The sequence below is a fragment of the Corynebacterium atrinae genome, from assembly GCF_030408455.1.
GTDB classification, from domain to species: domain Bacteria; phylum Actinomycetota; class Actinomycetes; order Mycobacteriales; family Mycobacteriaceae; genus Corynebacterium; species Corynebacterium atrinae.
The window spans coordinates 231,664-255,880 of record NZ_CP046977.1; the positions used below are offsets into that span (position 1 = coordinate 231,664).

Genomic DNA, 24,217 nt, shown 5'->3' on the forward strand with positions numbered 1-24,217 from the left:
CCGAGCCAACTGGCCTAGATCCCGAAGGCGTTGCGAAGCTGATCGCGGAGCTGCTCGATGTCTCCTTCGGTAATGCCCGGGATGCCCTCTAACACGGCGGCGGGATCGTCGTCGTTGGTGGGGCGTGGCGGTGCGGCGCCATCGGAGACTTCGAGGATGACGGTGCCGCCGTCGCGAAGCATCCCGGACTCCGGGATGGCCTGGACGACCCGCCCACGCGGGGTACCGTTGCCAGCGACGGTGCGAGTGGAGACCTGGTAGCCGCGCTGTTGCAGCATGCTGCGGGCGCTTTGCTCGTCGAGTCCGACGGCGTCGGCAAGCGTGGCGTATGTGGTGCCGCTGTCGAATTTTGCATCGTAGGCGGGCAGCCCAGAATTCAGTGCCGCGGGAACCCGGTTAGCAGTTTGGAACCAGGTGTTGGCGGCCTCGTTGCCGCCAAAAAGGTTGCCGTAACTGCACTGACGGACGGGCCCGGTGCACAGTGGGGAGATCGTGGTGCCATCGTTGTAGATGTACGGGGCGGCGGAAAAGCCGGTGTTGAAGCCGAGGAACGCCGAGGACTGGTGCGATTCAGTCGTGCCGGTCTTCGCAGCGATCGTCGCACCCCACCCGTTGGCATTGGCGGCCTGGGAGCCGGTGCCGATCTTTGAGTCTGCGGACATGGCGGCGGCGAGAGCATCGGCGACCCCCGGGTCTACGGCGTCCTCGCAATCTGGGCGATCGAGGTAGATCTCCTGGCCGTCCTTGTCAGTGACCTTGGCGATCGGGTTGGGCTCACACCAGCGACCGGAGGACGCAATCGTGGCACCCACGTTGGATAGCTCCAGGGGGTTCACGGCCGTCGGGCCGAGGGTGTAGGAACCGAGGTTGGATTCCTTGAAAAACTGCGCGATCGATTGGTTGCCGTCATAGCTGCCGGCGACATCGTAGCTGCGCAGGCCCATCTTCACGGACATGTCCACCACCGCGGGCACCCCGACCTGCTCGATGAGTTTGATGAAGGTGGTGTTCGGGGAATAGGCCAACGCATCCTGCAAGCTCATGCGCGGCTTGTACACCCCCGAGTTTTCCACACAGTAAGTGTTGGCAGGGCAGTTCGCGGCACCGCCGCTGCCGAGGCCACGGGCCTCGTAGCGGGTCGGTACGTCCAGCACAGTGTTGATCCCCATGCCCTGGTCAATCGCGGCCGCGGCGGTGAAGATCTTGAATACCGAGCCGGCGCCATTACCCACGAGCGAGGTCGGCTGCGGCAGCACAGTCTCCCCGGCGTCGAGGTTGAGACCGTAGTTGCGCGAGGACGCCATGGCGAGAATGTTGCGAGAGTTCTCGCCGGGCTCGACGACATTCATCACCTCGGCCACGCCCGTGCTCAAGGGGTTGACGTTGTTAGACACCGCGGAGTGCGTGGCGTCCTGGACTCCCGGATCGAGCGTGGTCGTGATGGTGTAGCCACCGGCGAGCAGCTGATCACGGCTGAGCCCCTTGGAATCGAGGTACGTCAGCGCGTAATCGCAGAAGAACCCGCGATCGCCCGCCGCAATGCACCCGTTGGGCAGCGTGGCGGGGGATTCGAGCACTCCCAGGGGCTCGGCGGCGTAGGCATCCGCCTCCTCTTGGGAGAGGTGGCCGTTGGAGACCAAAGTCTGCAACACAGTATTTCGGCGAGCTGTCGCACCCTCGGGATTCGTGTAGGGATTTAGCCCCTCCGAGGACTGCACCATCCCAGCCAGCAACGCTGACTGAGGGATATTGAGCTCCGCCGCGGAGATGCCAAAGTAGGTCTGTGCGGCCGCCTCAATGCCATAGGCGTGGTTACCAAAGGGCACCAAGTTGAGGTAACTGGTGAGGATCTCATCCTTGCTCAGGCGACGATCCAAGTCCGAGGCCATCCGCATTTCTCGGAGCTTGCGGGGGATCGACTGCTCGACAGCCGCGGCCTGGGCATCAGCGTCCTCGGCGTGGACGAGCAGCAGGTAGTTCTTCACGTACTGCTGGTTCAGGGTAGAGGCGCCCTGTTCGACTCCTCCGGCCAGCACGTTGGTCACCAGAGCTCGGGCGGTGCCCTGAATATCCACTCCGTCGTGCTCGTAGAAGCGGTGGTCTTCCACGGAAACAATGGCGTCCTTCATGTGCTGCGAAATCTGGTCTGGTTGAACCGGGTAGCGGCGCTGTTGGTACAGCCACGCCATGGGGGTGCCGGTGGCGTCGGTGATAGTGGTGACGCCGGGTGTCACCCCATCGGTGAGGTCGGCCAGATTGGATTGCATGGTCTCGTTCGTTCGGGCGATGGCGATGCCCGAAATGCCCGCGACGGGGGCGAGCGCGAGAGCGGCGGCCACGCCGGCAGCGGCGGTGGCGGCAAGCATCTTTGCCAGGGATTTTGAAACAGACACGTCCTTTACCCTACGCAGACAATGGGGGAGGGGGGAACTAATGATTCCCCCTAGAAGTGTGACATATTCGACTTCCTGCAAAGCGTGTGAATACACTTACTTGCACAGCATTGATCGGGTCTCGAGCAAAACTGGCCCTTCGAAAGGAGCGCACAATGGTAGGAACGATCACCGGCGGTTCACCCTCCGGAGACCTCCTCCAGGCTTCGGCGGATCAAGAATCCCTGTGTTTCGAGCGGGGAGAATGGATTACGCAGGCCAAGTGCCGTTCGGGTGATCCCGATGCCCTCTTCGTCCGCGGGGCGGAGCAGCGCAAAGCTGCCGTCATTTGTCGCCACTGCCCCGTCGTCATCGAATGCCGGGCCGATGCCTTGGACAACAAGGTGGAATTCGGGGTGTGGGGCGGCCTGACGGAGCGCCAGCGCCGCGCTTTGCTTCGCAAGAATCCGCACATTGACAGCTGGGCGGAGTTCCTCGCCGCGGGCGGGGAAATCGACGGCCTGTGAGCTAACCGGGCCAGTCTGGGCAGGTACTGTGGTCCCATGACTAATTGGGAATATGCCACCGTTCCGCTCCTTACGCACGCCACCAAGCAGATCCTGGATACCTGGGGTGAAGATGGCTGGGAGCTCGTCTCCGTTGTCCCGGGTCCGAATCCGGAGAATGTCGTTGCGTACATGAAGCGGGAGAAGAACTAACTCATGGCTTCAACGTCTGATCGCTTGGTAGAACTCGGCATCACCCTCCCCACGGTGGCCGCCCCCGTAGCTGCCTATGTTCCCGCAGTCCAGGTGGGTAACCAGGTGTGGACGTCGGGGCAGCTGCCTTTCATCGATGGCCAGCTGCCGGCTGTCGGCAAGGTCGGCGCGGAGGTCACTGCAGAGGAAGCAGAGCAGTATGCCCGCACCTGTGTGCTCAATGCTCTGGCGGCAGTGGATGCCCTCGTGGGCATCGATAAGGTGACCCGCGTTCTTAAGATTGTTGGTTTCGTCGCCTCCGCAGAAGGCTTCACCGGCCAGCCGAGCGTGGTCAACGGCGCTTCCAACCTCATCGGAGAGGTCTTTGGTGAGGCTGGCGCCCACGCCCGTTCTGCGGTGGGTGTCGCTGAGCTCCCGCTGGGCTCCCCGGTCGAGGTCGAACTCATCGTTGAGGTAGCGGTCTAATTTCCTTGATGGGTTCGGACACACCGGCAATGAGCGCTAAGCTTTAGGCCATGGAGCATCCCGCTTATAGCCAGCTTCGACCAGTCACTGATTCCGTGTCTGTCGTCCTGTGTCCCAATCCGGGTTACGCTGCCCTAGAGGGCACCAATTCCTGGGTTATTCGAGCTGCCGGCGATCCCCGCAGCATCGTCATCGATCCCGGCCCGGAGGACGAGGGGCACCTCAACGTCCTGGGTGCCAAGGCTTCGGAGGTCGCATTAATCCTCCTCACCCACCGGCACCATGATCACGCGGACGGCGCGCAGCGCTTCCGTCAGCTTACGGGCGCACCGGTACGCGCCTTCGATCCGTCATATTGCAGCTCGGGGCAAACCCCGCTTGCCGACGGCGAGGTGGTCACCGTCGAAGGCGTCACCCCGCAGATCGAGGTGGTGTACTCCCCGGGGCACACCAGTGACTCAGCAACCTTCTTTATCTGGTCCGGCGTCCCCCACGAATCCACCCTCGAGGGGATTATCACCGGCGACACCATCGCCGGTCGCCACACCACAATGATTTCGGAGACGGACGGCGATCTCGGCCAGTACCTGCAGACACTGCACATGCTCGAAGAGCGTGGCAAGGACATCATGCTTCTCCCGGGTCACGGCCCGGAAGGCAAGGACCTCTCCGCCTATGCGCGCAAATACATCGACCGCCGTCAGCATCGTATCGATCAGATTAAGGAAGTTCAGGCCCGTTTGGGCGAGGACGTTGATCTTAAGACCATGATCGACGAGATGTATGACGACGTCGATCCGGTCTTGCGTCACGCCGCCGAGCAGTCAACTCGGGTCGCCCTGCGCTACCTGAAGGAGCAGCAAGCGTAAGTCAGCTTGAAAGCCCGCCTCTCAACCAGGGAGGCGGGCTTTTCGCTGCTGGCAGGGAGCTAGCGGGCGCGGCGCGCCAGGTGCTCCGTGTCCACGATGAGGACGGACTTGCCTTCCAGGCGGATCCAGCCGCGGTGGGCGAACGTCGCCAGGGCCTTGTTCACGGTCTCGCGGGAGGCGCCGACGAGCTGGGCGATCTCTTCCTGCGTGAGGTCGTGGTTGACGCGCAGGGCACCGCCTTCTTGGGAGCCGAAGCGGTTGGCCAGCTGCAGGAGAGTCTTGGCCACGCGGCCGGGGACATCGGTGAAGATGAGGTCAGCCAAGGATGCGTTGGTGCGGCGCAGGCGGCGGGCGAGGACGCGGAGAAGCTGCTGGGCGATCTCCGGGTGATCGGAGACCCACTGCTTGAGCATCTCGGAATTCATCGTCGCGGCCTGGACTTCGGTGACACACACTGCGGAGGAGGTGCGCGGGCCCGGGTCGAAGATGGACAGCTCGCCGAACATGTCGGAGGGGCCCATGACGGTGAGGAGGTTCTCCCGGCCGTCTGAGGCATGGCGGGCGAGCTTCACCTTGCCGGTGGTGATGATGTAGAGCCGGTCGCCCGGCTCACCTTCTTCGAAAATGATGGTTCCGCGGGGGAAACGAACAGTTTCCATGTCCTGGATCAGGTTGCTCACGGAAACAGGATCCACCCCCTGGAAGATTCCGGCTCGCGACAGGATCTCCTGTACACCTTCCACTATGTACTCCTCGGTGCTAATGGTTTGTGCGCCGGGAGTGTCAATGAGAATCTGAAAGCCTTCAGTGACGTCGAAGACCGTGCGTGACTCTCGGCGCAATGTGTTCCAAACCACCCTACCGTGGAATTGGTCACTTGAGTGACAAGATAAGGGAATTTGTCACAACTTTCCTCTGAGATAAGCGGCTGTTTGCGTCGATTTAACTGCCGCGGGCGAGGTCAGACCACTAGGTGACTAAGCTAGCCGCTATGTCATCTTCGCCGCGACACCCGCACCGCCCCGGCACCCACCCGGCCTCGCTCGGGCGCGAAACCGCCCTCGGGCGGACGCGGCGGGCGCGTCGTATCAACCGAACTCTGGCGGTCACCTTCCCCGATGCGGGACCCGAGTTGGATTTCACCAATCCGCTCGAGCTCACGGTCGCGACCATCCTCTCCGCGCAGTGCACGGACGTGCGGGTCAACCAGGTAACCCCAGAGTTGTTTCGTCGCTTTCCGACGGCCGCGCACTACGCCGCCGCGGAACCCGCCGACATCGAAGAGATCATTCGCCCTACGGGCTTTCACCGGGCGAAAGCACAACACCTCATCGGGATGGGGGAGACGCTGGTGGCGAACTTCGATGGGCGAGTTCCTGAGTCCCTCGAAGACCTCCTCACCCTTCCCGGTGTCGGACGCAAAACTGCCCACGTCGTGCGCGGCAACGCCTTCGGCCAACCGGGGTTGACAGTGGATACCCACTTTGCTCGCCTGGTAAAACGCCTCAAGCTGACGGAGGAAACGGACCCCGTTAAAATCGAATTCGCGCTGGCGGGGATGATTGAGAAGAAAGAGTGGACATTGTTCTCCCACCGCCTCATCTTTCAAGGCCGCCGAGTTTGCCACGCCCGACGTCCGGATTGCGGTGGATGCTCTATCGCCAATGACTGCCCCTCGTTTGGAGAGTTCTCATGAAAACCAAGCAGCTCATCTGGATCGTGCTCGGAGTTCTGCTCGCGGCCGTGGTCATCATTGCCGGTACTTCAGCCATGTTGCGCACCGTTAACTCCCCGGCCGATACCACCGCAGGCACCACCACAGCCGCTAGTAGTGCCCCCGACACTCCCGCCCCCGTGCCGTCGCGCCCGACCTGCCCTCCGGGCGGGGCGGGCGGCGTGGAGCTACCTTGCCTGGGCGCAGAGGCGGCGGAGGTGGGCGTCGATAGGCCAGTAACAGTGGTCAACGTGTGGGCCTGGTGGTGCGGACCCTGCCGTGATGAGTTGCCGTATCTTGACGAGTTTGCCCAGGCACACCCGGAATACGAAGTGGTAGGCGTCCACGCCGATCCGAACGCGGGAAACGGCGCGGCTTTGCTCAACGAGCTGGGAATCTCCCTCCCGAGCTTCCAGGATGCGGACAATACCTTTGCGGGCACGCTGGGCTTGCCGGGGGTTATCCCGATCACGGTTGTTTTTGAGGGCAACGCCCAGATTGCCATGTTCCCCCGGACGTTCAACTCGGCGGAGGAAATCTACCAGGCGGTGCTAGAAGCGGAGAACGCCCCATGAGTGACCTGCCCGGATACAACACCGAGCTGCAGCCCGAGCGTGCCCCCCGGTGGATGGAACCGCTCGTCGAGGGGGTAGCGCACGCCCACGGTCACCCAGACGTGCAAGGCGTCGACATTCGCGGCCGTGGAAACACGCGGCCCGATGGGCAACGCGCGGCGGTACTCATTCTGCTTGAGGGGGCGGACACGTTGAGCCGCCAGCGGCCCGACGATGCCGCAGTCCTGCTCACGCACCGATCCCCCACGATGCGCTCGCATTCGGGACAGATTGCATTTCCCGGCGGACGGATGGATTCCACCGACCTCAACCCGGTTGATGCGGCTCTGCGGGAGGCCTGGGAGGAGACGGGGTTGGATCGCTCTTCGGTGACCCCCGTGGCGGAGCTTGACCCGGTGCACATTCAGGCCTCGGGCTACCCGGTGTACCCCGTACTGGGACACTGGCACACTCCCGGAGAGGTGGGAGTGGCCAGCCCAGCTGAGACTGATGAGGTCTTTCTTACCCCAATCGCGGAGCTTATTGATCCCGCCAACCGGCTAACAGTTGGCTGGGCAGGTTGGTCCGGACCGGCGTTCACGGTCAATGATTACCTTGTGTGGGGTTTTACCGCCGGGCTGCTATCGGCGCTCATCCACGAATCAGGATGGGAGCAAGAGTGGGATCGCGCGAGAACACTCGACCTCCACGCCACGCTGGAGAAGTCACGCAACAATGAGTCGCACGCGCCCGGAGTAAGATTTTCCCGATAGCACTTAGTTTTCCCAGGCCACACCGGCAGAAAGCACCCCTACCCACGTGACAGCCGCGCTCATCATCGATGGACTCATCGTCCTTGCCATCCTCCAAGCTCTTTACGGGGGATGGCGCCAAGGCGCATTCGCGTCGGTGCTCTCCACCATCGGGGTGATCGCAGGCCTGATTATTGGCGCCGCCCTCGCACCGCTGGTCATGCAACTCAGCGAGTCAGTGGCCATGCGCTTCCTGTTCGGCTTGGGCACGATCGTGCTGCTCGTGGGCCTGGGCAGCTTGATCGGCGGCATCTTGGGTTCGAGAGTACGCGAGCAAATGCGGTTGAAATCCTCGCAGACGATCGACTCCCTCGTGGGATCTGCCTTCACCGCCGCCGCCACGCTGCTGGTGGTGTGGCTGGTATCTATTCCCCTGGCCACCGCGCTACCGGGGTCGATGGGCCAAGGCATCCGCAACTCTTACATCCTCACTCAAGTGGACCGCTATACCCCGCCAGCTCTGGCGGAACTGCCCAAGCGGGTCTCGGCCATGCTTGATGATTCAGGCCTGCCGCCGCTGTTCGCCCCCTTCGATGAGCCCGTCGCCCGCGAAGTCCCGGCGCCGAACTCCCAGCTCACTAACCCCAAGATGGTCGAGGTCGTGCGGCCCGCCGTCATCCACGTGCTTGGCGACGCCGACACGTGCAAGCGTCGCCTCATGGGTTCCGGGTTCGTGGCGTCCCCCGACCACGTCATCACCAACGCCCACGTCGTCGCCGGCACCGGCGCCGTCCGCCTAGACACCGTGCTCGGAGTCAAAGACGCCGACGTCGTCTTCTACAACCCCGAGGTTGACATCGCCGTTCTCTACGCACCCGGCTTAGGCCTTCCCGTCCTCGACTGGGCTAGCTCTCCAGCAGCGACGGGCGATGACGCCGTGGTCATGGGATTCCCCGACTCCGGCCCCTTCGAAGCAGCCCCCGCCCGCATCCGCGAGCGCATCACTATCGCCGGGCCGGACATCTACTCCCAGGGTCGCGTAGAACGTGAGGCCTACACCGTTCGCGGCACCATCCGGCAGGGCAACTCCGGCGGCCCAATGGTGGACGAAAACGGCGACGTCTTAGGCCTCGTTTTCGGCGCCAGCGTTGATCAAACAGACACCGGATATGTTCTTACTGCTGCGGAGGTTCAGCGCCAGACGGGTGACATCTCGGGCCTGACCACCAAGGCCAGCACCGGCGAGTGCATTGCGCGCTAGGCTCTCCGGCGAAGGAAGTCCACCACTGTCTCGGTGAAGGCCCGCGGGTTTTCAATGTGCGGCAGGTATTTCGTCCCCTCGATCCTCCGCACCTCGACTGCGCCGGCGACTCGGGCGCGGGAGCGGGCGCTGAGGTGGCGCCACGCGCGCCGGGTCGGCTCGATGAGCAGCGCAGGGGCAGTGACCCTATCGCCCAACGAGCGCGCCGGGACTGAGCTCAGCAGCAGGCGATTGTTTCGAACGAAGGCCGGGCGGCTGTTACCGATCCGAGAAGCGAGTTGGCGCAGCTGGAGAATCTGCTCGAAGGCAGCCGTGGAGTGGAATTCTCCGGCGGTACTGAGCTGCAGATTGCGCTGAAAAACCTGATCCATGACCCAGGGTGGCCGCATGAGTGCCAGGGCCGGGACTCGGAACACGATGTTCCGAGCGATCAACCAGGGGTAGTTCCACGGCCGGGCGGCGATGGACCGGCGCAGGTCCGTGGGGTGGGCGGCGCACACTGAGATGACGGTCCTGACGCGCTCTGGGTAGGACGTCGCCAGCATCCAGGCGACGGTTCCTCCCGTATCTGCGCCAACCACCGCCGCGTCTTGGTGCCCGAGGGCTTGGATGAGCCCGGCGATATCCCCAGTAGCGGTGCGCAAGTCGTCGGCCGCGGTGGCCGGGGGTTTATCGGACATGCCGTACCCGCGAGCGTCGACAGCCGCGACATGGAAACCTGCCGCAGCTAATGGGGCGATGACCTCGCGGAAGTCGAACCACCCCCCGAATGACCCATGGAGGAGGACAATCAGCGGATGGGAGGGGTCACCGGCGACTGCGGCATGCAGGCGCAGTCCGCGGGTGTGCACGAGCTCGTGCGTGTACGGGCCCTCCAACTCGACGACCGAGGGGGAGACCGGTTGGCGCTTTGGCCGTTTGATCCGCTTGAGCATCGGGTCTAACCCCTCCGTCCGGAAAGAAAAACCGCCCATTCTGCGGGTGAGGATGGGCGGAACAATAGTGAGAACGAGCTAGCTATACATCCCGCGGGTCTTGGCCTCGAGCTTATCCGTTGCCTGCCCGGGGACCAGGTTCTTTAGCTCGCTCACCGAATTGATGGTCTTCTTCGGCGGGCCAATCTTCTTGATCTTCCTCCAGCCCACAAGCGCGAGTACGGCGGCCAGCGCGATCATAAACAAGAACACGATGAGGAAGGCGGCCCACGGTGCCAGCCAAATGCTCAACAGCGCGGCGAGGAAGAAGAAAAAGAAGAATGAGGCGTAGAGCGCAATGGCTCCGGCGACGGTGAACAGGCCGCCGCCGAGTGCGCCCTTCTTGGCTTCTCCAGCCAGTTCCGTCTTCGCCAGCTCCAACTCAGCGCGGAACAGACTCGACATCTGTGCGGTGGCATTGGACACCAAATCGCCGATAGATCCTTCCCCTGCGCGCGTGGAGTCGACGTCGCTCAGCGGAATAGAATCGACCCGAGGGTTGAAATCCTGGGGTCCGTCGGTGAAAAGTCCGTTGTTGCTCACGGTGTGCCTTCCTGCTTCCGGTTGCATGCGTTTTTAGCCAATGGTGCCACGGATTCGCCATGAATGCGCAGACATACGAGGGCTATCGTAGTTGATATGCCTGAGCCAGACCCCCTAGAACCCCTCCTGAGTCAATGGAAGGTGGCGGATGTCGCCTCCGAGGCGGTGGCGGCGATCGCGACGGTTCACCGCCGACCGGTTTCTTTAAGGCGCTCCGACCTTACTGGTTCCGAGTCCGTCCTGCGCGGCGCGCGAACCTCCGCGCTTATCGACGACCCCGGGGTCCGGCTCAGCGATTCCCCCACGGGTGGACTCGGCTCGGCGATCAGCGTGTACTCGCTACTAGCGCCGGACTCCCTCGATTCCTCTGCCCGAACTTTCCTCCGCGCCCCATTGCAAATTCTGGCCCGGATGGATGTGCTGGCGGGCGGGAATGGCCACCCCGTTGATGCGGCCGCAGGTGCGCGCTTGCAAGGGCTCTCGCGCTTGGTGTCGGTGGACTCTGCCTGGCCGGCACTGCTCCCAGTCATCGTGCACGGCGAGATCCTCGCTCACCGCCCCTTCGGGCCCCGCTCGGGGGGCATCGCTCGGGCGGCATCCCGCCTGGCGGCGGTGGCCAACGGCTTTGATCCCCGCGGACTGGCCGTGCCCGAGACATATCTCAACCGGCATCGAGACGCATACCTGGCCAGCGTGAATGCTGGCTACGGGGCGGATTTCGCCCGGCTGGTTTTACAAGCGTGGGTGGCTGGAGCCGTCGAGGCGGAGGCGATTGCCCGGGCTGTTTAGCCGCGGGTATTAGGCGGTGCCGCGGCGCCCGCGCTGGGCCCACCACCAGCCGCCGAAGGTCACCGCAGTGACGGCGGCGAGCACACCCGCGCCGATGCTGATCTCCTTGGAAGAGGGCATTTGGAAGAGTGGGACGGGATCTTTGAACGTGCGGATATCCCATCCGTTCTCCAATGCGTGCTTCTTCATCGCCCGGTCGGGGTTTACGGCGACTGGATTGCCCACCGCCTCCAGCATTGGAATGTCAGTCGCCGAATCGGAATAGGCGTAGCTGATGGAGAGGTCGTACTTGTTGTCCGCGGCCATGGTGGCGATGGCCTGTGCTTTAGCGTCACCCTTGCAGAAAAAGAGGATGTCCCCGGTGAAATGGCCGTCGGTGACCTCTAGCTCGGTGGCAACCACTTTATTGATGCCCAGTTCTTCTGCGATGAGCTCCACCAGCTGCGAGGCCGAAGCGGAGATAATAATCACGTCGTGCCCGGCATTTTGGTGGAAGGTGATGAGTTCGCGGGCCTCAGCGTAGATGGCTGGGGTGACTACGTTGTGCATTGTCTCCCTGGCGATGTCCTTGACCTGCTGGACCGACCAACCGGCCACCATCGAGGCCATCTGGTCGCGTGTAACATCCATTTGGTCGCTGGATTGCCCCGCGACCATGTACGTGGCCTTGGCAAATGACATCTGAAGGGCTTCGGCCGGGGAGATGAGGCCGTTTTGCATGAACTCGCGCCCGAAGGCGAAGGCCGAGGACGTGGCGATGATGGTCTTATCCAAGTCAAAGAAGGCCGCCACGCGGTGCGTGGAAGCCTGCTCTGGTGTGGAAGACCGTGCTGTCATGAGCACAGAGTCTAGCCTGCCAATCTGTGAAAAGTAAGTGCCATGTGTGGCGATTGTTTACTAGAGTGACGAAAGTGATTGGATGACAGCCTCGTTGTGGCCCTCAAATGCCCTCGAAAGATATTTCGAAGAAACTCGCCGGTCGGTGTTGTCAGCGCTAGGAAGATATGCAATAATTCGTGGTGCAAGGCCCCGATATACCGTGTGGCCTGCCCCGGCACACCCCCCCGAGCCGGGTTACTGATGGCCCGCGCACACCCCCCCGAGGCGCGGGCCATCCCTTATTCTCCAGGCGGTTTTGTGGGTTAACCCTTCAGCCCCGCTGAGTCGGTGGAAACCCGCACTTCCTAACAACTTGGCAGGTGTGGGAGAGGGATTGACCCCGGAGTTGTTAGGAAGTGCGGGTTTTGGGTTCTGATGGGACAAGGGTGCTGAAGCTACGTGTCCCTTAACCAGGCTTTGTGCACAGGGATGTTGTTGATGTCTCCGCGACTTTGACAGCTATCCACAGCCTGGGGCGACGCCCATTGTTGGGCGGGGTGTCAGGCACCAAGCTGAGTGCCATGAAGGAACTCATCCTCGTTGCAGTTGGTGACCCGGTTCTGCACCCAGAGGCCACTCATGTGGCTGCTGCTACCGGCTATCCGCTGGTTGACAGCGTAGATCCAAGGGAAATCAGTCGCCTGCACAGCCGCGCCCGGGCTATCTTCGTTGACTCGGTCACCGCCCCGCACCTGGCCAGCCTGCCGCGACGGGAATCGGTGTATTTCTTGGCGTCCGACCCTGGGCCGATCGATTGGCAGGCCGCGCTTTCCTGCCATGCCGAACAAGCGCTGGTGCTGCCAGCCCAGGCGCCGGAGCTACTGCGAGAACTGGGGCACATGTCCACTCCCCGCACCACCACGGCCTCCCGTTCTCCGCGCCAGAGTGATTACGCCTCCGGGAAGATTATCGCCATCGTGGGTGCCGCCGGGGGAGCCGGAACCTCCACCCTGGCGGCCGCGGTGGCTCGGCGCGCTCGTCGCTGCGATGTGGAGGTCACGGTGGTGGATGGCTGCCCCAACTCGGGCGGCCTCGATCTCCTCGTCGGGGTGGAGGAGACGCCGGGTGCGCGGTGGCCAGACTTGGGTCTAGGAGAAGGGGCCGTATCGGCGGCGGACCTACGGGCCGCCCTTCCTGCCACGAGCGATGGCATCGCCATCCTCTCCGCGGCTCGCTCCACTGTCGCTGATCCCTTCAAGTTAAATGCGGAGTCCTTCCTCCCCGTGGTGGAGAGTTTGCGTGCGGGCAGCGGCCTTACCGTCCTAGATTTGCCGCACGGCGCCGACCATACGGTCTTCGAAGCCTGCGACCTTGTCGTTCTCCTTGTGCCCGCGGAGGTACGACCCGCGGCTGCGGCCGCGAGCTTGGCCAAAGATCTGCGCCTCACGCGGACGGGCATTGTTCTCTTGGCTCGCCACCGCGCCTGGTCGGGACTCAGTGCGGAGGACTTGGAAAAGCTGACTGGCTGCGAGGTCATTGCGGAGCTGGGCACCATCAGCCGGTTGGCCCGCACAGTGGAACTCAGTGGCTTGCCGTCGCACTTGCCACGGCCGCTGGCTGCGGCGGCAGATGCCGTCCTTATTGAAGCGGGATACTAGGCAATGGCGCGAACAGAAGCAGTGCTGGAAAACGTCCATCGGCGTATTGCCGACCACCCAGAAATCGTCGGGGATGCTGGCGAACTAGCCAGGATCATTCGTCAGGAAGCCGGAGTGATTTCGGATGGTGATGTCCTCGAACTCCTACGCCGTCTGCGAAACGACTCTGCGGGGATTGGCGCGCTGGAACCCCTTCTGCTCATCGACGGGGTCACCGACATCGTGGTCAATGCCCCGAACCAGGTTTTCTTCGATCGCGGGGCGGGCCTGGAAGAATCCGATGCCATGTTCGCTGATCGGGCAGCCATTCGGCAATTGGCCTCTCGCTTGGCCGTTGCGTGCGGCCGCCGATTGGATGATGCCCAGCCCTATGTTGACGGTCGCCTCGCTCGAGATGATGGCAGCATCATCCGCGTTCATGCTGTTCTCTCCCCGCCGGCGCAAGATTCTCCGTGCCTGAGTTTGAGAGTGTTACGGCCGGCGCAGACCACCTTGACGGAGTTGATTCACCGCGGCACGGTGACCCCGGGCATTGCCGAACTCCTGCGCGAGATCATCCGTGAGCGACGTTCCTTCCTCGTCGTCGGCGGCACCGGCTCGGGAAAGACCACCATGCTCTCTGCCCTACTGGCAGAGGTGGACCATCGCGAGCGGATCGTGTGCATCGAGGACACAGCGGAACTGCGCCCTCCCCATCCTCACGTGCTCAACCTCGTGGCCCGTGCCTGCAACATCGAAGGTTCCGGGGAAATTACCATGGCTGATCTGCTGCGCCAAGCACTGCGCATGCGCCCCGACCGCATCGTCGTCGGGGAAATCCGCGGGCCAGAAGTGGTCGATCTCCTGGCAGCCCTCAATACCGGTCATAACGGCGGGGCAGGCACGATCCACGCCAACTCCCTGGCAGAGGTCCCCGCCCGGTTGGAAGCTCTCGCCGCCCTGGGCGGACTCGACCGAGCAGCGTTGCATTCCCAGCTGGCGGCGGCGGTGGATGTCGTCATCGTGATGAAGCGGGAAGCGGATGGCACCCGCCAGGTTCACCAGATTGGCACGCTGGAGGGCGTGCCGGTCGCCGCCCATGTGACCTGGGAAGCGGGGAGGCCCGCACCATGAATGCCCTCCTCTTGATCGCCTGCGCCCTGGTGATCAACGGTTCCCAACCGGCGCGACGCCTGCTAGGGGCCGAGAAGCTTCGAGTGCACCCCCTCGTTGGCATCGTGTTGGCATCGGGCGGCGTCACCGTCTTGCTCATGGATCGACTCACCGCGGCAGCGGCCGCCATCATCGCTGCCACCACCGTCGCCTGGACGCTGCGAGATATCCGCCGTGGACGGGACACGGCGCGCCGAGAAACTGCCACGGCCACCTTCCTTGGGCACCTCGCGAGTCACCTCCGAGCGGGGGCGGAAGTCTCGGCGGCGATGACCACATCCGTCGAGGCGATGTCAGGCACCGCCCCAGCAGAGCTCACAAACACGCTGCGCGCCGCAGCCGGACTCGCCTCCCGAGGAGGATCCGGTGCCGGGGTCCTCGCCGCCGAACGACGCCTCCCCGAACTGCACGGCCTGGCTACCTTGTGGCAACTGGCGGATCGGCACGGGCTGCCATTGGCGCCGCTGGTGGAACAGGCGCAGGCGCGCATCGATACGAGAGTCCGTCACCGCAACGCCACCACCGCCACCCTGCAAGGTCCCCAAGCCACCGCCGTCATCCTCACCGCCTTGCCCCTGGCGGGCATCGCCATGGGATCGGCGATGGGAGCGAATCCCCTTGGGTTTCTCCTCGGCGGTGGGCTCGGGGGCATCTTGCTGCTGGCAGGCGTAGGTCTTACCTCCACTGGGTTCATCTGGTCGCGCACGATCCTGCGGAGTGCGGCCGCATGAGCCTCATCTTCCTGGGCCTCGCGCTGCTCATCCCGCTCCCACGATTGGCGTCGCGTCTGAGCCCGAACACTCGCAAGAATCCCCGCGACGGCCCGCGCAATAGCGCCGGCATCGATCGCCTGGCGCTCGCCTCCGACATCGACCTGTTCGCCACCTGCTTGCGGGCGGGACTATCCACCGCCGCCGCTACCCACGCGGTCGCTCAAGTAGTGACCGATGAGCGGACTCGCGAGCACTGGGAGACCACCGCCGCACTCCTGTCCATCGGGGTCCCCACGGACCGCGCCTGGTCAGACGTAATCGGAATTCCCGGAATGGGGGACATTGCCGAATTAGCTCGCATGTCGCATCAAGCGGGCACGTCGATGGCCCAATCCTGCGAGAGGATCGCCGCCGGACTACGCACAGCAGCCGCCGATGATGCCACCGCCCGTGGCGAGAGAGCCGGCGTCCTCATCGCCTTGCCACTCGCTCTTTGTTTCCTGCCCGCCTTTATCCTCCTGGGTTTGGCCCCCGTGGTCATCAGCCTGGGAACCCAATTCCTCAACTAACTAGGAGAAGAAACCATGAAACTCAACCTCACCAACGACGACGGAATGAGCACGATTGAATACGCCATGGGCAGCCTCGGCGCCGCAGCGCTTGCCGCGGCACTGTACCTGGTGGTCAGCTCCGGTGGAGTAGCCAACGCCCTGGAGAAGATCATCACTGACGCCCTGTCCAACACCCCATAGTCATGCTTTTCGACGACCGCGGCTCCGTCACCATCGAAGCCGCCCTCGGCCTCTCCAGCTTGGTGCTGGTGAGTGGGCTCATCGTGGGAGCAATCGCCACCATGGCGGCCCACGTCGCCGCGGTGGATCTCGCGGGGGCGGCAGCCCGCTCCCATGCCATCGGGGTGGACTACGTTCCTCCACGCGGCGAGGTATCGATCAGCCAATCAGGGGCAACGGTGACCGCCACGGCACGGGTTCCCGCAGTTTTTGGAACGCGTAGCCATATCGCGGTGTTTCCCATGGAGCAGCCGTGATGAGGAATGAGGAAGGCTACGCGACGGTCGCCACCGCCGGTTTTGCCGCCGCGTTGATCACCCTTTGTGGAGCCACGATCGTCGTTTCCTCGCTCGTTGTCGCTCACCATGAGGCTCGCGTTGCCGCCGATTTGGCGGCGGTGGCGGGAGCCTTCGCGGCCTACCGCGGGGAGGACGCCTGCCTGGTGGTGGGTGCGGTGGCGGGGGACAACGGGGCGTCGATAAGCAGCTGTTCGGTCGAGGGAGTCGATGTCACCGTGACAGCGCGGGTGCGCGGAAGGGAGGTTAGTGCGACGGCGGGGCCGGTGTAGAAGTCATGGTGACCAAGGCGCCAAGCAGACGCAACGCACCGGCTTTATCCAATGGGCTGTTGCCATTGCCGCACTTTGGCGACTGCACGCACGAGGGACAGCCGGATTCGCACGTGCACGAGCGAACGGCCTCGAAGGTTGCCTCGATCCACTCGGGGAAGCGGGCGAAGCCTTCATCGGCGAAGCCCGCACCACCCGGGTGTCCGTCATAGACGAAAACAGTGGGCAAGTTCGTGTCCGCGTGCAGGGCGGTGGAGACGCCGCCGATGTCCCAGCGATCACACGTGGCGATCAACGGCAACAGGCCGATCGCCGCGTGCTCGGCCGCGTGAAGCGTGCCGGGCGTGTCACCGGCCGTGACCCCCATCGCGGACAGTGCGAGCGGGTCAATGGTGTAGGACACCGCCCGGGTGCGCAGCTTCTGTTCCGGCAGGTCAAGGGGAATGATATCGGCGGTGGTGCCATCGGGAAGTTTGGTGATGTAGCCGATGACCCGGTCCGTGACTTCGACCTCGACGTTAGCCACCCACAGCCCGGGGGAGTAGTTGACCAACTCCTCCTCGCCGGGCTGGGAGAGAATTCGGATATCGGTCTCGGTCCGGGCAATCGTGGTGTAGTCGGGCTGCTCGGGGCGTGCTAAGGCCACGAAGTTGTCCAGGTCGAGGTCGTCGATGACGAAGCTCTCGCCCTGATGCAGGTACACCGCGCCGGGGTGAACCTGCGCTGGGGCACGGGCGGAATCGATCGTGCCCAACAGGCGACCATCGGACATATCGACGATCATGACTTCCTCGCCGGAACCGCCCCGCAGGCTCACCGAAGAATGCGCGGACTCCGGGGTGAGCGGGCCGTCAAGGACGGGGACGGCGAACCAGCCGCGGGCGCGGCGGCGCAGCAGGCCCGCGGTGGTGAGGTCATCGACGACCTGCTGGGCCCCGAAGTCGTCGACGTCCTGCTGGGTCAACGGCTTCTCGACGGCCGCGCAATAAACATGCCCCAACAACACATACGGGTTGTGCGGATTAAACACGGAGTTTTCCACGGGCCGGCCCAGGAGGGCCTCGGGGTGGTGGACGAGGTAGGTGTCCATGGGCTCATCCCGGGCGACGAGGACCACCAGCGAACCCTGCCCGCGGCGACCTGCCCGCCCCGCCTGTTGCCAGAAGCTCGCCACCGTGCCGGGGAAACCGGCGGTGACGACGGCGTCGAGCCCCCCGACGTCGATACCCAACTCCAAAGCGTTGGTGGTGGACACGCCCAGGAGTTCGCCACTATCGAGCTGGCGTTCCAGGCGCCGTCGATCCTCCGCCAGGTAGCCCGCCCGATAGGCCGCGATGCGGGCAGCGAAATCCCTTCGGCCCATTCCGGAGAGATCCTCGGCGGTGCGCAGCGCCACAAGTTCTGCGGAGCGGCGCGAACGCACAAACGTCAGGGTGCGGGCGCCTTCGGCGACGAGGGTGGCCATGATGTCCGCCGACTCGGTAGTGGCGGCACGGCGGACCGGCGCACCGTTCTCACCCTCCAGGCCCTCGATGAATCCGGGCTCCCACAGCATGACGGTGCGCTCGCCGGTGGGGGCACCATCTTCGGTGACCGCGCGGACCGGGCGCCCCAACAAGTTAGCGGCGTGCGCAGCGGGATCAGCCGCAGTCGCGGACGCCAAGATGACGGTGGGATGGGAGCCGTAGTGCGACGCGATCCGCAATAGGCGGCGCAACACGAGCGCAACATTGGCACCGAATACCCCGCGGTAGGTGTGGCACTCGTCGATGACGATGAACCTCAAGTGGCGCAACAGCCGGGCCCACCGCTGGTGATGAGCCAGGATGGACACGTGCAGCATGTCTGGGTTGGTGAACACGAAGCGGGTGGCGTCGCGGATGCCAGCGCGGGCCTCGGTGGGAGTGTCTCCGTCATAGGGAGCCGGGTGGACGGAGCGGAGGTCGTCGACCGCCTTGGTCAGGCGGGAGACCGCAGCCAGCTGGTCAGAACCCAAGGCCTTTGTCGGGGTGAGGTAAAGAGCAGTCGCCGTCTGATCCTCTGCCAACGCAGAGAGGATCGGAAGCTGATAACCCAGCGACTTGCCCGAGGAAGTACCGGTGGCGACAACCACGTCATGCCCCTCCCACGCAAGCTGCGCGCACTCAGCCTGGTGGGAATATAGGTCAGTGATCTCCGACTCATTCAAAAAAATCTGCAGATCGGGATGAACCCACGCGGGCCACGGCGCGAAGCGAGCATGACGAGCCTCAACGGTCGTGGAATAAGTGCACGTCGAGGCAGGAAAGCGACGGACCACGGTAGCGGAGAGTTCAGCCCCCACAGAGCGACTTTCGACCATGTGATTTACCCCCTCTCTGTGGGGAGCTGAGCGAGAAAATCCGAGAAGAATCGCGATAAGACTATCGCGGACAACCAATCCGTGACACACTAGTCCATGGTCGCGGTTTCTGTGCGTTACGTTTACGTGCTCGCAAGGGATTTATGACGCGAGCACCCGGGATTTACCTCTCCATTCGGAGTTGGTGGTTAATCGGGGGTTCGATTTCGACCCGGACTATGGCATATGCCGTTGTCCGTACCACCCCAGATCAAGAAAAAGGTTATACACATGGCACAGGGTACTGTGAAGTGGTTCAACGCCGAAAAGGGCTTCGGCTTCATCGCTCCTGACGACGGCTCCGCCGACGTCTTCGTCCACTACTCCGAGATCCAGGGCAACGGCTTCCGTACCCTCGAGGAGAACCAGCAGGTCGAGTTCGAGATCGGTGAAGGCGCCAAGGGCCCGCAGGCTCAGGCTGTTCGCCCGCTCTAAACCATCAGTCTTCTAGCATCACCAGCTCCAAAGAGGTAAAGCTCTAAAGAGGAAACTCAGCCACGTAGCTGATGTTCGACATGGTCGTCCCACCCCCGCTCAGGCGGGAAGGGGCGGCCATTTTCGTCGTTGTGGGGTGATCGCGACGGGCTGATCGCGACCCGAAACGCGACCGGCTGTTAAAACCCCAGTTCGCATTCGGAAGGACAGCGAAAAATCGGCTAAAAGTCGGAAGGAGGGCGTCGCGATCACCTTCGGCGCTCTCTGAGAGGCAGGTAGCATCGAGCTAGACCAGTAGGGAGAGTCGAATGAGTGACATGGAACCCGCTAAGGAGCCTCTATGGGATTTTTCGCGGAGCGTCGAGCCGCTCGTCCCGGCGGCGCTTCCTTACAGCCTGGATGATGAGGAGTATCTGGGTTTTCTCACGTCGCATTTCTCTTACGTGGCTCAGCTTTGCCTTCCTCCCTGCGCGCGCAATGGCGACAAATCATTTCGGTGGAAGGATATTGCGGAGGAGCTTGGCAATGACTTCACGCTGGGGGTGAGTTTCTGGAGTGCGATCGGCGTCGAAGATGAACGGTCAATTGAGGCACTCACCCATCGATTCAATGAGCCCTACTTTGGGATGCTCTACCTGGCTGAATGGTGGCCGCTGCGGCAGGTATTTGGCCTGCCAGAGGCGGGTATCTGCTACTCAGACTTCATCATGTACGGCGACGATGGTCCCGGGCCAATTCCCGGAGAGGAAATCCTAGTCCGTACCTCGGAGCATGGTTACCGTTATTTTTCCGGCCGCTGTGTTGGGGAAACGTCGGAGGAAATCTTCAGTCCGGAAAGCGGAACAAGCGCATGTTGGGTCGCAGGCGAGTGGTTTGTCGCTGTCGATGTGGATCTCACTAGGGGAACAATCTGTTTTAACTCCAAGACCTATCTGGAAAGGCTCATCGAGGATGGTTCGCTGGAGTTCTACCTTCTGCAGTCGCCCTCACGCTGAACTACTGACCCCGGCTCGCTTGTCCCTCCACTCCATGATTCGCTTCTGGGCGAATTGGATGGACAGGCCCACGACGGTACCCAGGGTGATTCCGGTGACCATGCCCAGCAGCGGCATGTGTTGGAAGAGTCGGCCGCCGAGGTAGCCCAGGAAGGCGGCTTGGGTGGCCCAGATGATGACGCCGATGGTGTCGTAGAGGAAGAACCAGCGCCAGGGGTAGCGGACGGATCCGAGCATGATCGTCGTGGTCCAGCGGGCCCAGGGGATGAAGCGGGCGACGATGATGGTGGTGGCGGCGCGGCGGCGGATGTTGCGGCGGACCCAGGCGATGGCTTTGCCGCGGACGGAGTCGGCGGGGGTGCGTTCGACGAAGACGATGAAGCGGGTGCCCAGGAGGTAGCAGAGGTTGTCGCCGATGATGGCGCTGGCGATGGCGACTGGGATGATGATCCCGAGGTTGGGGACGCCGCGGCTGCCGGCCCAGGAACCGGAGAGGATGATGATGGATTCGCTGGGGACGAGGGGGACGAGGGCGTCGATAAACACGAGCAGTCCGAGGACGGGATAGAAGACCGGCATGGTCATGAGAGTCTCTACCCAGTGGATGATGTGCTCGGTCATTTTAGTGAGTGTAGGTCAACGCGGGTGCACGTTGATTCGACCTGACCACAGTAGGGCCATTAAATACTGTGTACGGTGTTGTCCTAGGACGGCATATGCCGTAGACCATGCATTGTCTCATCTAGTTGAGAGGGAACAACTCCCGTGGCAGAAGCGAAGGGATCAGGGAAGAAGACTCTGGTCATTGTGGAGTCGGCAACCAAGGCCCGAAAGATCCAGCCCTACTTAGGCAACGACTACATTGTCGAGGCTTCGGTGGGTCACATTCGCGACCTGCCGCGGGGTGCGGCTGACGTGCCCGCGAAGTTCAAGAAGGAACCCTGGGCGCGCCTGGGCGTGGACACGGAGCACGGTTTTGCGCCGCTCTACGTGGTCAGCCCGGACAAGAAGAAGAAGGTCGCGGATCTCAAGACCAAGCTCAAAGACTGCGATGAGCTGCTGCTGGCCACAGACCCCGACCGTGAGGGCGAGGCGATTGCTTGGCACCTGCTCGAGGTGCTGAAGCCGAAGGTGCCGGTGCGTCGCATGGTGTTCAACGAGATCACCAAGCCAGCGATTCTCGCGGCGGCGGAGAACACTCGTGAGCTTGATGAGAACCTGGTTGATGCGCAGGAGACCCGCCGCATCCTCGACCGACTCTATGGCTACGAGGTGTCTCCGGTGCTGTGGAAGAAGGTCATGCCGCGGTTGTCGGCGGGCCGTGTGCAGTCGGTGGCCACCCGCGTCATCGTGGAGCGCGAGCGTGAGCGCATGGCGTTCATCTCGGCAGACTATTGGGATCTCACTGCTCAGCTGGACACCGGCAACACCGACGCCGACCCAAACAACCCCCGCAACTTCGCCGCGAAGCTCTCGGCCATTGATGGCCGGCGCGTGGCGCAGGGACGTGACTTCGATGATCGGGGGCGGCTCAAGGGTGAGGTGCTGGTCGTCGATAAGCAACAGGCAGACGCCTTGGTGGATGCCCTCCAGGGCGTGCACATGCAGGTGTCGTCGGTGGAGGAAAAGCCGTACACCCGCCGCCCGTACGCGCCGTTTATGACGTCGACGCTGCAGCAGGAGGCTGGCCGCAAGCTTCATTACACCTCGGATCGGACGATGCGTATTGCGCAGCGCCTGTACGAAAACGGCCACATTACGTATATGCGTACGGATTCGACGTCGCTGTCTGAGCAGGGGTTATCGGCGGCTCGCCAGCAGGCCAAGGAGCTTTATGGTGACGCATTCGTGGCCGATTCGCCGCGCCGCTACGACCGTAAGTCGAAGAACTCGCAGGAGGCACACGAGGCGATTCGTCCCGCGGGCGAGCGTTTTGCCACCCCCGGTGAGCTGCATGGCAGCCTCGACGCGGAGGAGTTCAAGCTCTACGAGCTGATCTGGCAGCGCACGGTTGCCTCCCAAATGTCGGATGCCAAGGGTACGTCGCTGAAGGTGACCATCGCGGGCACGGCTACGACGGGCCAGGAGACGGAGTTTTCTGCCACCGGCCGCACGATCACCTTCCCCGGTTTCCTGCGCGCCTACGTGGAAACGTCGCGCCAGGCGGACGGCCGGGATGTGGCGGACAATGCTGAGAAGCGCCTGCCTAACTTGACCAAGGGTGATCCGCTCACCGCCACGGAGATCACCGCCGACGGGCACTCGACGAACCCGCCGGCCAGGTACACCGAGGCCAGCCTGGTCAAGAAGATGGAAGAGCTCGGGATTGGTCGTCCGTCGACGTATGCGTCGATCATCAAGACGATCCAGGACCGCGGTTACGTCCATCCCCGCGGCAATGCCCTCGTGCCCAGCTGGGTCGCCTTCGCCGTGGTCGGGCTCCTGGAGAACAACTTCACGCCGCTCGTCGACTACGACTTCACCTCCTCCATGGAGGATGAGCTCGACGACATCGCCGCAGGTGAAGAGGACCGCACCCAGTGGCTGACCGGTTTCTACTTCGGCAACGCCGAGGCCTCCGACAACATGGCGGAAACAATCGCTCGCCACGGCGGCTTGAAAGCCCTGGTCGGCGAGAACCTGGAGCACATCGACGCCCGCTCGGTGAACTCGCTGCGGCTGTTCGACGACGAGGAGGACCGCCCCGTCTACGTTCGTGTTGGCCGCTACGGCCCTTACATCGAGCGCGTCGTCGGCGAGAAGGATGGCGAGCCGGAGTACCAGCGCGCCAACCTCCCCGAGACCACCACCCCAGACGAGCTCACCCTGGAGCTGGCTGAGAAGCTCTTCTCCACCCCGCAGGGCGGCCGTGAGCTGGGCATTAACCCCGCCACCGACCGTATGATCGTGGTCAAGGAGGGCCGCTACGGCCCCTACGTCACCGAGGTCATGCGTGACGACGAACGCGTGCGTGCCGAAGCCGCCGCCGAAAAGGTCGTCGCCCAGGAGCGCGCCGCCGAGGATGCCGAACGCGCCGCCGAGGGCAAGCGCGCCAAGAATTGGGACACCAAGACGGCGGCCGCGCAGAAGGTCAAGCGCATCAACGCCCTCGTCGAGGAGAATCTCAAGCCGGGCACGGCCTCGCTGTTCGAGTCGATGGAACCCGCCTCCGTCACTCTGGAGGATGCCCTCCGGCTGCTGTCGCTGCCGCGTGAAGTCGGTGTCGACCCGGCGGATAACGAGCTCATCACCGCCCAGAACGGCCGTTACGGCCCGTATCTGAAGAAGGGCACGGATTCCCGCTCGTTGGCCAACGAAGAGCAGATCTTCACCGTCACCCTCGACGAGGCCCGCCGCATCTACTCCGAGCCCAAGCGCCGGGGCCGGGCCGCCGCGAAGCCGCCGCTCAAGGAACTCGGTGACAACGACGTCTCCGGCAAGCCCATGTCCGTCAAGGAGGGCCGCTTCGGCCCCTACGTCACCGATGGCACCACCAATGCCTCGCTGCGCAAGGGCGATTCCCCGGAGACGATCACGGATTCCCGCGCCAACGAGCTCCTCTCGGAGCGCCGCGCCAAGGAGGCCGCGGATGGTGGCGCGCCGGCTCGGAAGAAGACGACGCGAAAGGCTGCTAAGAAGACGGTGAAAAAGACTACGAAGCGCGTGGTCAAGGCGGGTTCCCGGAAGAAGTAAC

Annotated in this window: 26 protein-coding genes; 19 read left to right on the top strand and 7 right to left on the bottom strand. The window is 63.4% G+C overall.

The features are described 5' to 3' along the window. Positions 1-14: 14 nt before the first annotated feature. Positions 15-2,393: a transglycosylase domain-containing protein gene (locus tag CATRI_RS01195; RefSeq protein ID WP_290218918.1), complete on the bottom strand. Its 2,379-nt coding sequence runs from the start codon at positions 2,391-2,393 to the stop codon at positions 15-17. Positions 2,394-2,548: 155 nt separating this feature from the next. Here CATRI_RS01195 and CATRI_RS01200 point away from each other — a divergent pair, with 155 nt between their 5' ends. From CATRI_RS01200 to CATRI_RS01215, 4 genes are read left to right on the top strand one after another with little or no spacing between them, the layout of a single operon-like run. Beyond that, positions 2,549-2,899: a WhiB family transcriptional regulator gene (locus CATRI_RS01200; protein ID WP_083985383.1), complete on the top strand. Its 351-nt coding sequence runs from the start codon at positions 2,549-2,551 to the stop codon at positions 2,897-2,899. Between the two features lie 36 nt (positions 2,900-2,935). Continuing rightward, positions 2,936-3,091 (top strand): Sp36 family protein, encoded by a 156-nt coding sequence (sp36, locus tag CATRI_RS01205; protein ID WP_290218927.1) that lies wholly within the window; start codon positions 2,936-2,938, stop codon positions 3,089-3,091. A gap of 3 nt (positions 3,092-3,094) precedes the next feature. Continuing rightward, on the top strand, positions 3,095-3,556 hold the full coding sequence (locus CATRI_RS01210) for a RidA family protein (RefSeq protein WP_290218930.1): 462 nt from the start codon (positions 3,095-3,097) through the stop codon (positions 3,554-3,556). Positions 3,557-3,606: 50 nt separating this feature from the next. Next, positions 3,607-4,425, top strand: a complete 819-nt coding sequence (locus tag CATRI_RS01215) for an MBL fold metallo-hydrolase (RefSeq protein WP_290218932.1) — start codon at positions 3,607-3,609, stop codon at positions 4,423-4,425. A 59-nt stretch (positions 4,426-4,484) separates the two neighbouring features. Here CATRI_RS01215 and glxR read toward each other — a convergent pair whose 3' ends face one another. Beyond that, complete coding sequence (gene glxR / locus CATRI_RS01220; protein ID WP_290218935.1) at positions 4,485-5,168, bottom strand: CRP-like cAMP-activated global transcriptional regulator GlxR; 684 nt, start codon at positions 5,166-5,168, stop codon at positions 4,485-4,487. A gap of 248 nt (positions 5,169-5,416) precedes the next feature. On the opposite strand from glxR, the gene nth reads away from it, so the two are divergent. Genes nth through CATRI_RS01240 form a run of 4 tightly spaced genes read left to right on the top strand, consistent with a single transcriptional unit; the run spans position 5,417 to position 8,706 of the window. Further along, on the top strand, positions 5,417-6,121 hold the full coding sequence (gene nth, locus CATRI_RS01225) for an endonuclease III (protein ID WP_290218937.1): 705 nt from the start codon (positions 5,417-5,419) through the stop codon (positions 6,119-6,121). Continuing rightward, positions 6,118-6,714 carry a TlpA family protein disulfide reductase gene (locus tag CATRI_RS01230; protein ID WP_290218939.1) on the top strand — a complete coding sequence of 199 codons (597 nt, stop codon included), beginning with the start codon at positions 6,118-6,120 and terminating at the stop codon, positions 6,712-6,714. The genes nth and CATRI_RS01230 overlap by 4 nt, the downstream gene beginning before the upstream one ends. Next, a complete protein-coding gene (locus CATRI_RS01235; protein WP_290218941.1) occupies positions 6,711-7,466 on the top strand; it encodes an NUDIX hydrolase in 756 nt (251 codons plus the stop codon). Before CATRI_RS01230 ends, CATRI_RS01235 begins: the two co-directional genes overlap by 4 nt. A gap of 46 nt (positions 7,467-7,512) precedes the next feature. Beyond that, positions 7,513-8,706: a MarP family serine protease gene (locus CATRI_RS01240; RefSeq protein WP_290218945.1), complete on the top strand. Its 1,194-nt coding sequence runs from the start codon at positions 7,513-7,515 to the stop codon at positions 8,704-8,706. On the opposite strand, the gene CATRI_RS01245 is transcribed toward CATRI_RS01240, so the two are convergent. Together CATRI_RS01245 and CATRI_RS01250 are read right to left on the bottom strand one after the other, a co-directional pair. Continuing rightward, entirely contained in the window at positions 8,703-9,641 is a 939-nt protein-coding gene (locus CATRI_RS01245) for an alpha/beta fold hydrolase (RefSeq protein WP_290218947.1), read from the bottom strand. The genes CATRI_RS01240 and CATRI_RS01245 overlap by 4 nt on opposite strands. A gap of 78 nt (positions 9,642-9,719) precedes the next feature. Next, on the bottom strand, positions 9,720-10,223 hold the full coding sequence (locus CATRI_RS01250; protein WP_290218949.1) for a phage holin family protein: 504 nt from the start codon (positions 10,221-10,223) through the stop codon (positions 9,720-9,722). A 96-nt stretch (positions 10,224-10,319) separates the two neighbouring features. Here CATRI_RS01250 and CATRI_RS01255 point away from each other — a divergent pair, with 96 nt between their 5' ends. After that, on the top strand, positions 10,320-11,012 hold the full coding sequence (locus tag CATRI_RS01255; protein ID WP_290218952.1) for a hypothetical protein: 693 nt from the start codon (positions 10,320-10,322) through the stop codon (positions 11,010-11,012). A gap of 9 nt (positions 11,013-11,021) precedes the next feature. Here CATRI_RS01255 and CATRI_RS01260 read toward each other — a convergent pair whose 3' ends face one another. Then, a complete protein-coding gene (locus CATRI_RS01260) occupies positions 11,022-11,849 on the bottom strand; it encodes an HAD family hydrolase (RefSeq protein ID WP_290218955.1) in 828 nt (275 codons plus the stop codon). A 563-nt stretch (positions 11,850-12,412) separates the two neighbouring features. Between CATRI_RS01260 and ssd the strand changes: the two genes are divergently transcribed. From ssd to CATRI_RS01295, 7 genes are read left to right on the top strand one after another with little or no spacing between them, the layout of a single operon-like run. Next, the gene (gene ssd / locus CATRI_RS01265; RefSeq protein WP_290218958.1) at positions 12,413-13,489 is read left to right on the top strand and encodes a septum site-determining protein Ssd; all 1,077 of its coding nucleotides are present in this window, start codon (positions 12,413-12,415) and stop codon (positions 13,487-13,489) included. A gap of 3 nt (positions 13,490-13,492) precedes the next feature. Continuing rightward, positions 13,493-14,602 (top strand): TadA family conjugal transfer-associated ATPase, encoded by a 1,110-nt coding sequence (locus CATRI_RS01270; protein WP_290218960.1) that lies wholly within the window; start codon positions 13,493-13,495, stop codon positions 14,600-14,602. Further along, positions 14,599-15,372: a type II secretion system F family protein gene (locus tag CATRI_RS01275; protein WP_290218962.1), complete on the top strand. Its 774-nt coding sequence runs from the start codon at positions 14,599-14,601 to the stop codon at positions 15,370-15,372. The genes CATRI_RS01270 and CATRI_RS01275 overlap by 4 nt, the downstream gene beginning before the upstream one ends. Continuing rightward, positions 15,369-15,923, top strand: coding sequence for a type II secretion system F family protein (locus tag CATRI_RS01280; protein ID WP_290218963.1), 555 nt, complete (start codon positions 15,369-15,371; stop codon positions 15,921-15,923). Before CATRI_RS01275 ends, CATRI_RS01280 begins: the two co-directional genes overlap by 4 nt. 15 nt (positions 15,924-15,938) lie before the next feature. Continuing rightward, the gene (locus CATRI_RS01285) at positions 15,939-16,106 is read left to right on the top strand and encodes a DUF4244 domain-containing protein (RefSeq protein ID WP_290218965.1); all 168 of its coding nucleotides are present in this window, start codon (positions 15,939-15,941) and stop codon (positions 16,104-16,106) included. Between the two features lie 2 nt (positions 16,107-16,108). Then, on the top strand, positions 16,109-16,402 hold the full coding sequence (locus CATRI_RS01290; protein ID WP_290218968.1) for a hypothetical protein: 294 nt from the start codon (positions 16,109-16,111) through the stop codon (positions 16,400-16,402). Further along, entirely contained in the window at positions 16,402-16,713 is a 312-nt protein-coding gene (locus CATRI_RS01295) for an Rv3654c family TadE-like protein (RefSeq protein WP_290218970.1), read from the top strand. The genes CATRI_RS01290 and CATRI_RS01295 overlap by 1 nt, the downstream gene beginning before the upstream one ends. On the opposite strand, the gene CATRI_RS01300 is transcribed toward CATRI_RS01295, so the two are convergent. After that, on the bottom strand, positions 16,688-19,054 hold the full coding sequence (locus tag CATRI_RS01300) for a DEAD/DEAH box helicase (RefSeq protein WP_290218972.1): 2,367 nt from the start codon (positions 19,052-19,054) through the stop codon (positions 16,688-16,690). The genes CATRI_RS01295 and CATRI_RS01300 overlap by 26 nt on opposite strands. A 270-nt stretch (positions 19,055-19,324) precedes the next feature. Here CATRI_RS01300 and CATRI_RS01305 point away from each other — a divergent pair, with 270 nt between their 5' ends. Both CATRI_RS01305 and CATRI_RS01310 read left to right on the top strand, forming a co-directional pair. Beyond that, on the top strand, positions 19,325-19,528 hold the full coding sequence (locus CATRI_RS01305; protein ID WP_047252199.1) for a cold-shock protein: 204 nt from the start codon (positions 19,325-19,327) through the stop codon (positions 19,526-19,528). A 317-nt stretch (positions 19,529-19,845) separates the two neighbouring features. Continuing rightward, positions 19,846-20,523 (top strand): hypothetical protein, encoded by a 678-nt coding sequence (locus tag CATRI_RS01310; protein ID WP_290218975.1) that lies wholly within the window; start codon positions 19,846-19,848, stop codon positions 20,521-20,523. Here the strand turns inward: CATRI_RS01310 and CATRI_RS01315 are convergent. Continuing rightward, positions 20,515-21,144 carry a DedA family protein gene (locus CATRI_RS01315; RefSeq protein WP_290218976.1) on the bottom strand — a complete coding sequence of 210 codons (630 nt, stop codon included), beginning with the start codon at positions 21,142-21,144 and terminating at the stop codon, positions 20,515-20,517. The two genes, CATRI_RS01310 and CATRI_RS01315, sit on opposite strands and share 9 nt — an antisense overlap. Positions 21,145-21,288: 144 nt before the next feature. Here CATRI_RS01315 and topA point away from each other — a divergent pair, with 144 nt between their 5' ends. Further along, positions 21,289-24,216 (top strand): type I DNA topoisomerase, encoded by a 2,928-nt coding sequence (gene topA / locus CATRI_RS01320; RefSeq protein ID WP_290218977.1) that lies wholly within the window; start codon positions 21,289-21,291, stop codon positions 24,214-24,216. Position 24,217 lies beyond the last annotated feature (1 nt).

What these genes read in the sequence shown, in the direction of transcription:
- CATRI_RS01200 (WP_083985383.1), top strand. Translation starts at nt 2,549, where the DNA reads ATGGTAGGAACGATCACCGGCGGTTCACCCTCCGGAGACCTCCTCCAG.
- sp36 (WP_290218927.1), top strand. Translation starts at nt 2,936, where the DNA reads ATGACTAATTGGGAATATGCCACCGTTCCGCTCCTTACGCACGCCACC.
- CATRI_RS01210 (WP_290218930.1), top strand. Translation starts at nt 3,095, where the DNA reads ATGGCTTCAACGTCTGATCGCTTGGTAGAACTCGGCATCACCCTCCCC.
- CATRI_RS01215 (WP_290218932.1), top strand. Translation starts at nt 3,607, where the DNA reads ATGGAGCATCCCGCTTATAGCCAGCTTCGACCAGTCACTGATTCCGTG.
- nth (WP_290218937.1), top strand. Translation starts at nt 5,417, where the DNA reads ATGTCATCTTCGCCGCGACACCCGCACCGCCCCGGCACCCACCCGGCC.
- CATRI_RS01230 (WP_290218939.1), top strand. Translation starts at nt 6,118, where the DNA reads ATGAAAACCAAGCAGCTCATCTGGATCGTGCTCGGAGTTCTGCTCGCG.
- CATRI_RS01235 (WP_290218941.1), top strand. Translation starts at nt 6,711, where the DNA reads ATGAGTGACCTGCCCGGATACAACACCGAGCTGCAGCCCGAGCGTGCC.
- CATRI_RS01245 (WP_290218947.1), bottom strand. Translation starts at nt 9,641, where the DNA reads ATGCTCAAGCGGATCAAACGGCCAAAGCGCCAACCGGTCTCCCCCTCG.
- CATRI_RS01255 (WP_290218952.1), top strand. Translation starts at nt 10,320, where the DNA reads ATGCCTGAGCCAGACCCCCTAGAACCCCTCCTGAGTCAATGGAAGGTG.
- CATRI_RS01260 (WP_290218955.1), bottom strand. Translation starts at nt 11,849, where the DNA reads ATGACAGCACGGTCTTCCACACCAGAGCAGGCTTCCACGCACCGCGTG.
- ssd (WP_290218958.1), top strand. Translation starts at nt 12,413, where the DNA reads ATGAAGGAACTCATCCTCGTTGCAGTTGGTGACCCGGTTCTGCACCCA.
- CATRI_RS01270 (WP_290218960.1), top strand. Translation starts at nt 13,493, where the DNA reads ATGGCGCGAACAGAAGCAGTGCTGGAAAACGTCCATCGGCGTATTGCC.
- CATRI_RS01275 (WP_290218962.1), top strand. Translation starts at nt 14,599, where the DNA reads ATGAATGCCCTCCTCTTGATCGCCTGCGCCCTGGTGATCAACGGTTCC.
- CATRI_RS01280 (WP_290218963.1), top strand. Translation starts at nt 15,369, where the DNA reads ATGAGCCTCATCTTCCTGGGCCTCGCGCTGCTCATCCCGCTCCCACGA.
- CATRI_RS01285 (WP_290218965.1), top strand. Translation starts at nt 15,939, where the DNA reads ATGAAACTCAACCTCACCAACGACGACGGAATGAGCACGATTGAATAC.
- CATRI_RS01290 (WP_290218968.1), top strand. Translation starts at nt 16,109, where the DNA reads ATGCTTTTCGACGACCGCGGCTCCGTCACCATCGAAGCCGCCCTCGGC.
- CATRI_RS01295 (WP_290218970.1), top strand. Translation starts at nt 16,402, where the DNA reads ATGAGGAATGAGGAAGGCTACGCGACGGTCGCCACCGCCGGTTTTGCC.
- CATRI_RS01300 (WP_290218972.1), bottom strand. Translation starts at nt 19,054, where the DNA reads ATGGTCGAAAGTCGCTCTGTGGGGGCTGAACTCTCCGCTACCGTGGTC.
- CATRI_RS01305 (WP_047252199.1), top strand. Translation starts at nt 19,325, where the DNA reads ATGGCACAGGGTACTGTGAAGTGGTTCAACGCCGAAAAGGGCTTCGGC.
- CATRI_RS01310 (WP_290218975.1), top strand. Translation starts at nt 19,846, where the DNA reads ATGGAACCCGCTAAGGAGCCTCTATGGGATTTTTCGCGGAGCGTCGAG.
- CATRI_RS01315 (WP_290218976.1), bottom strand. Translation starts at nt 21,144, where the DNA reads ATGACCGAGCACATCATCCACTGGGTAGAGACTCTCATGACCATGCCG.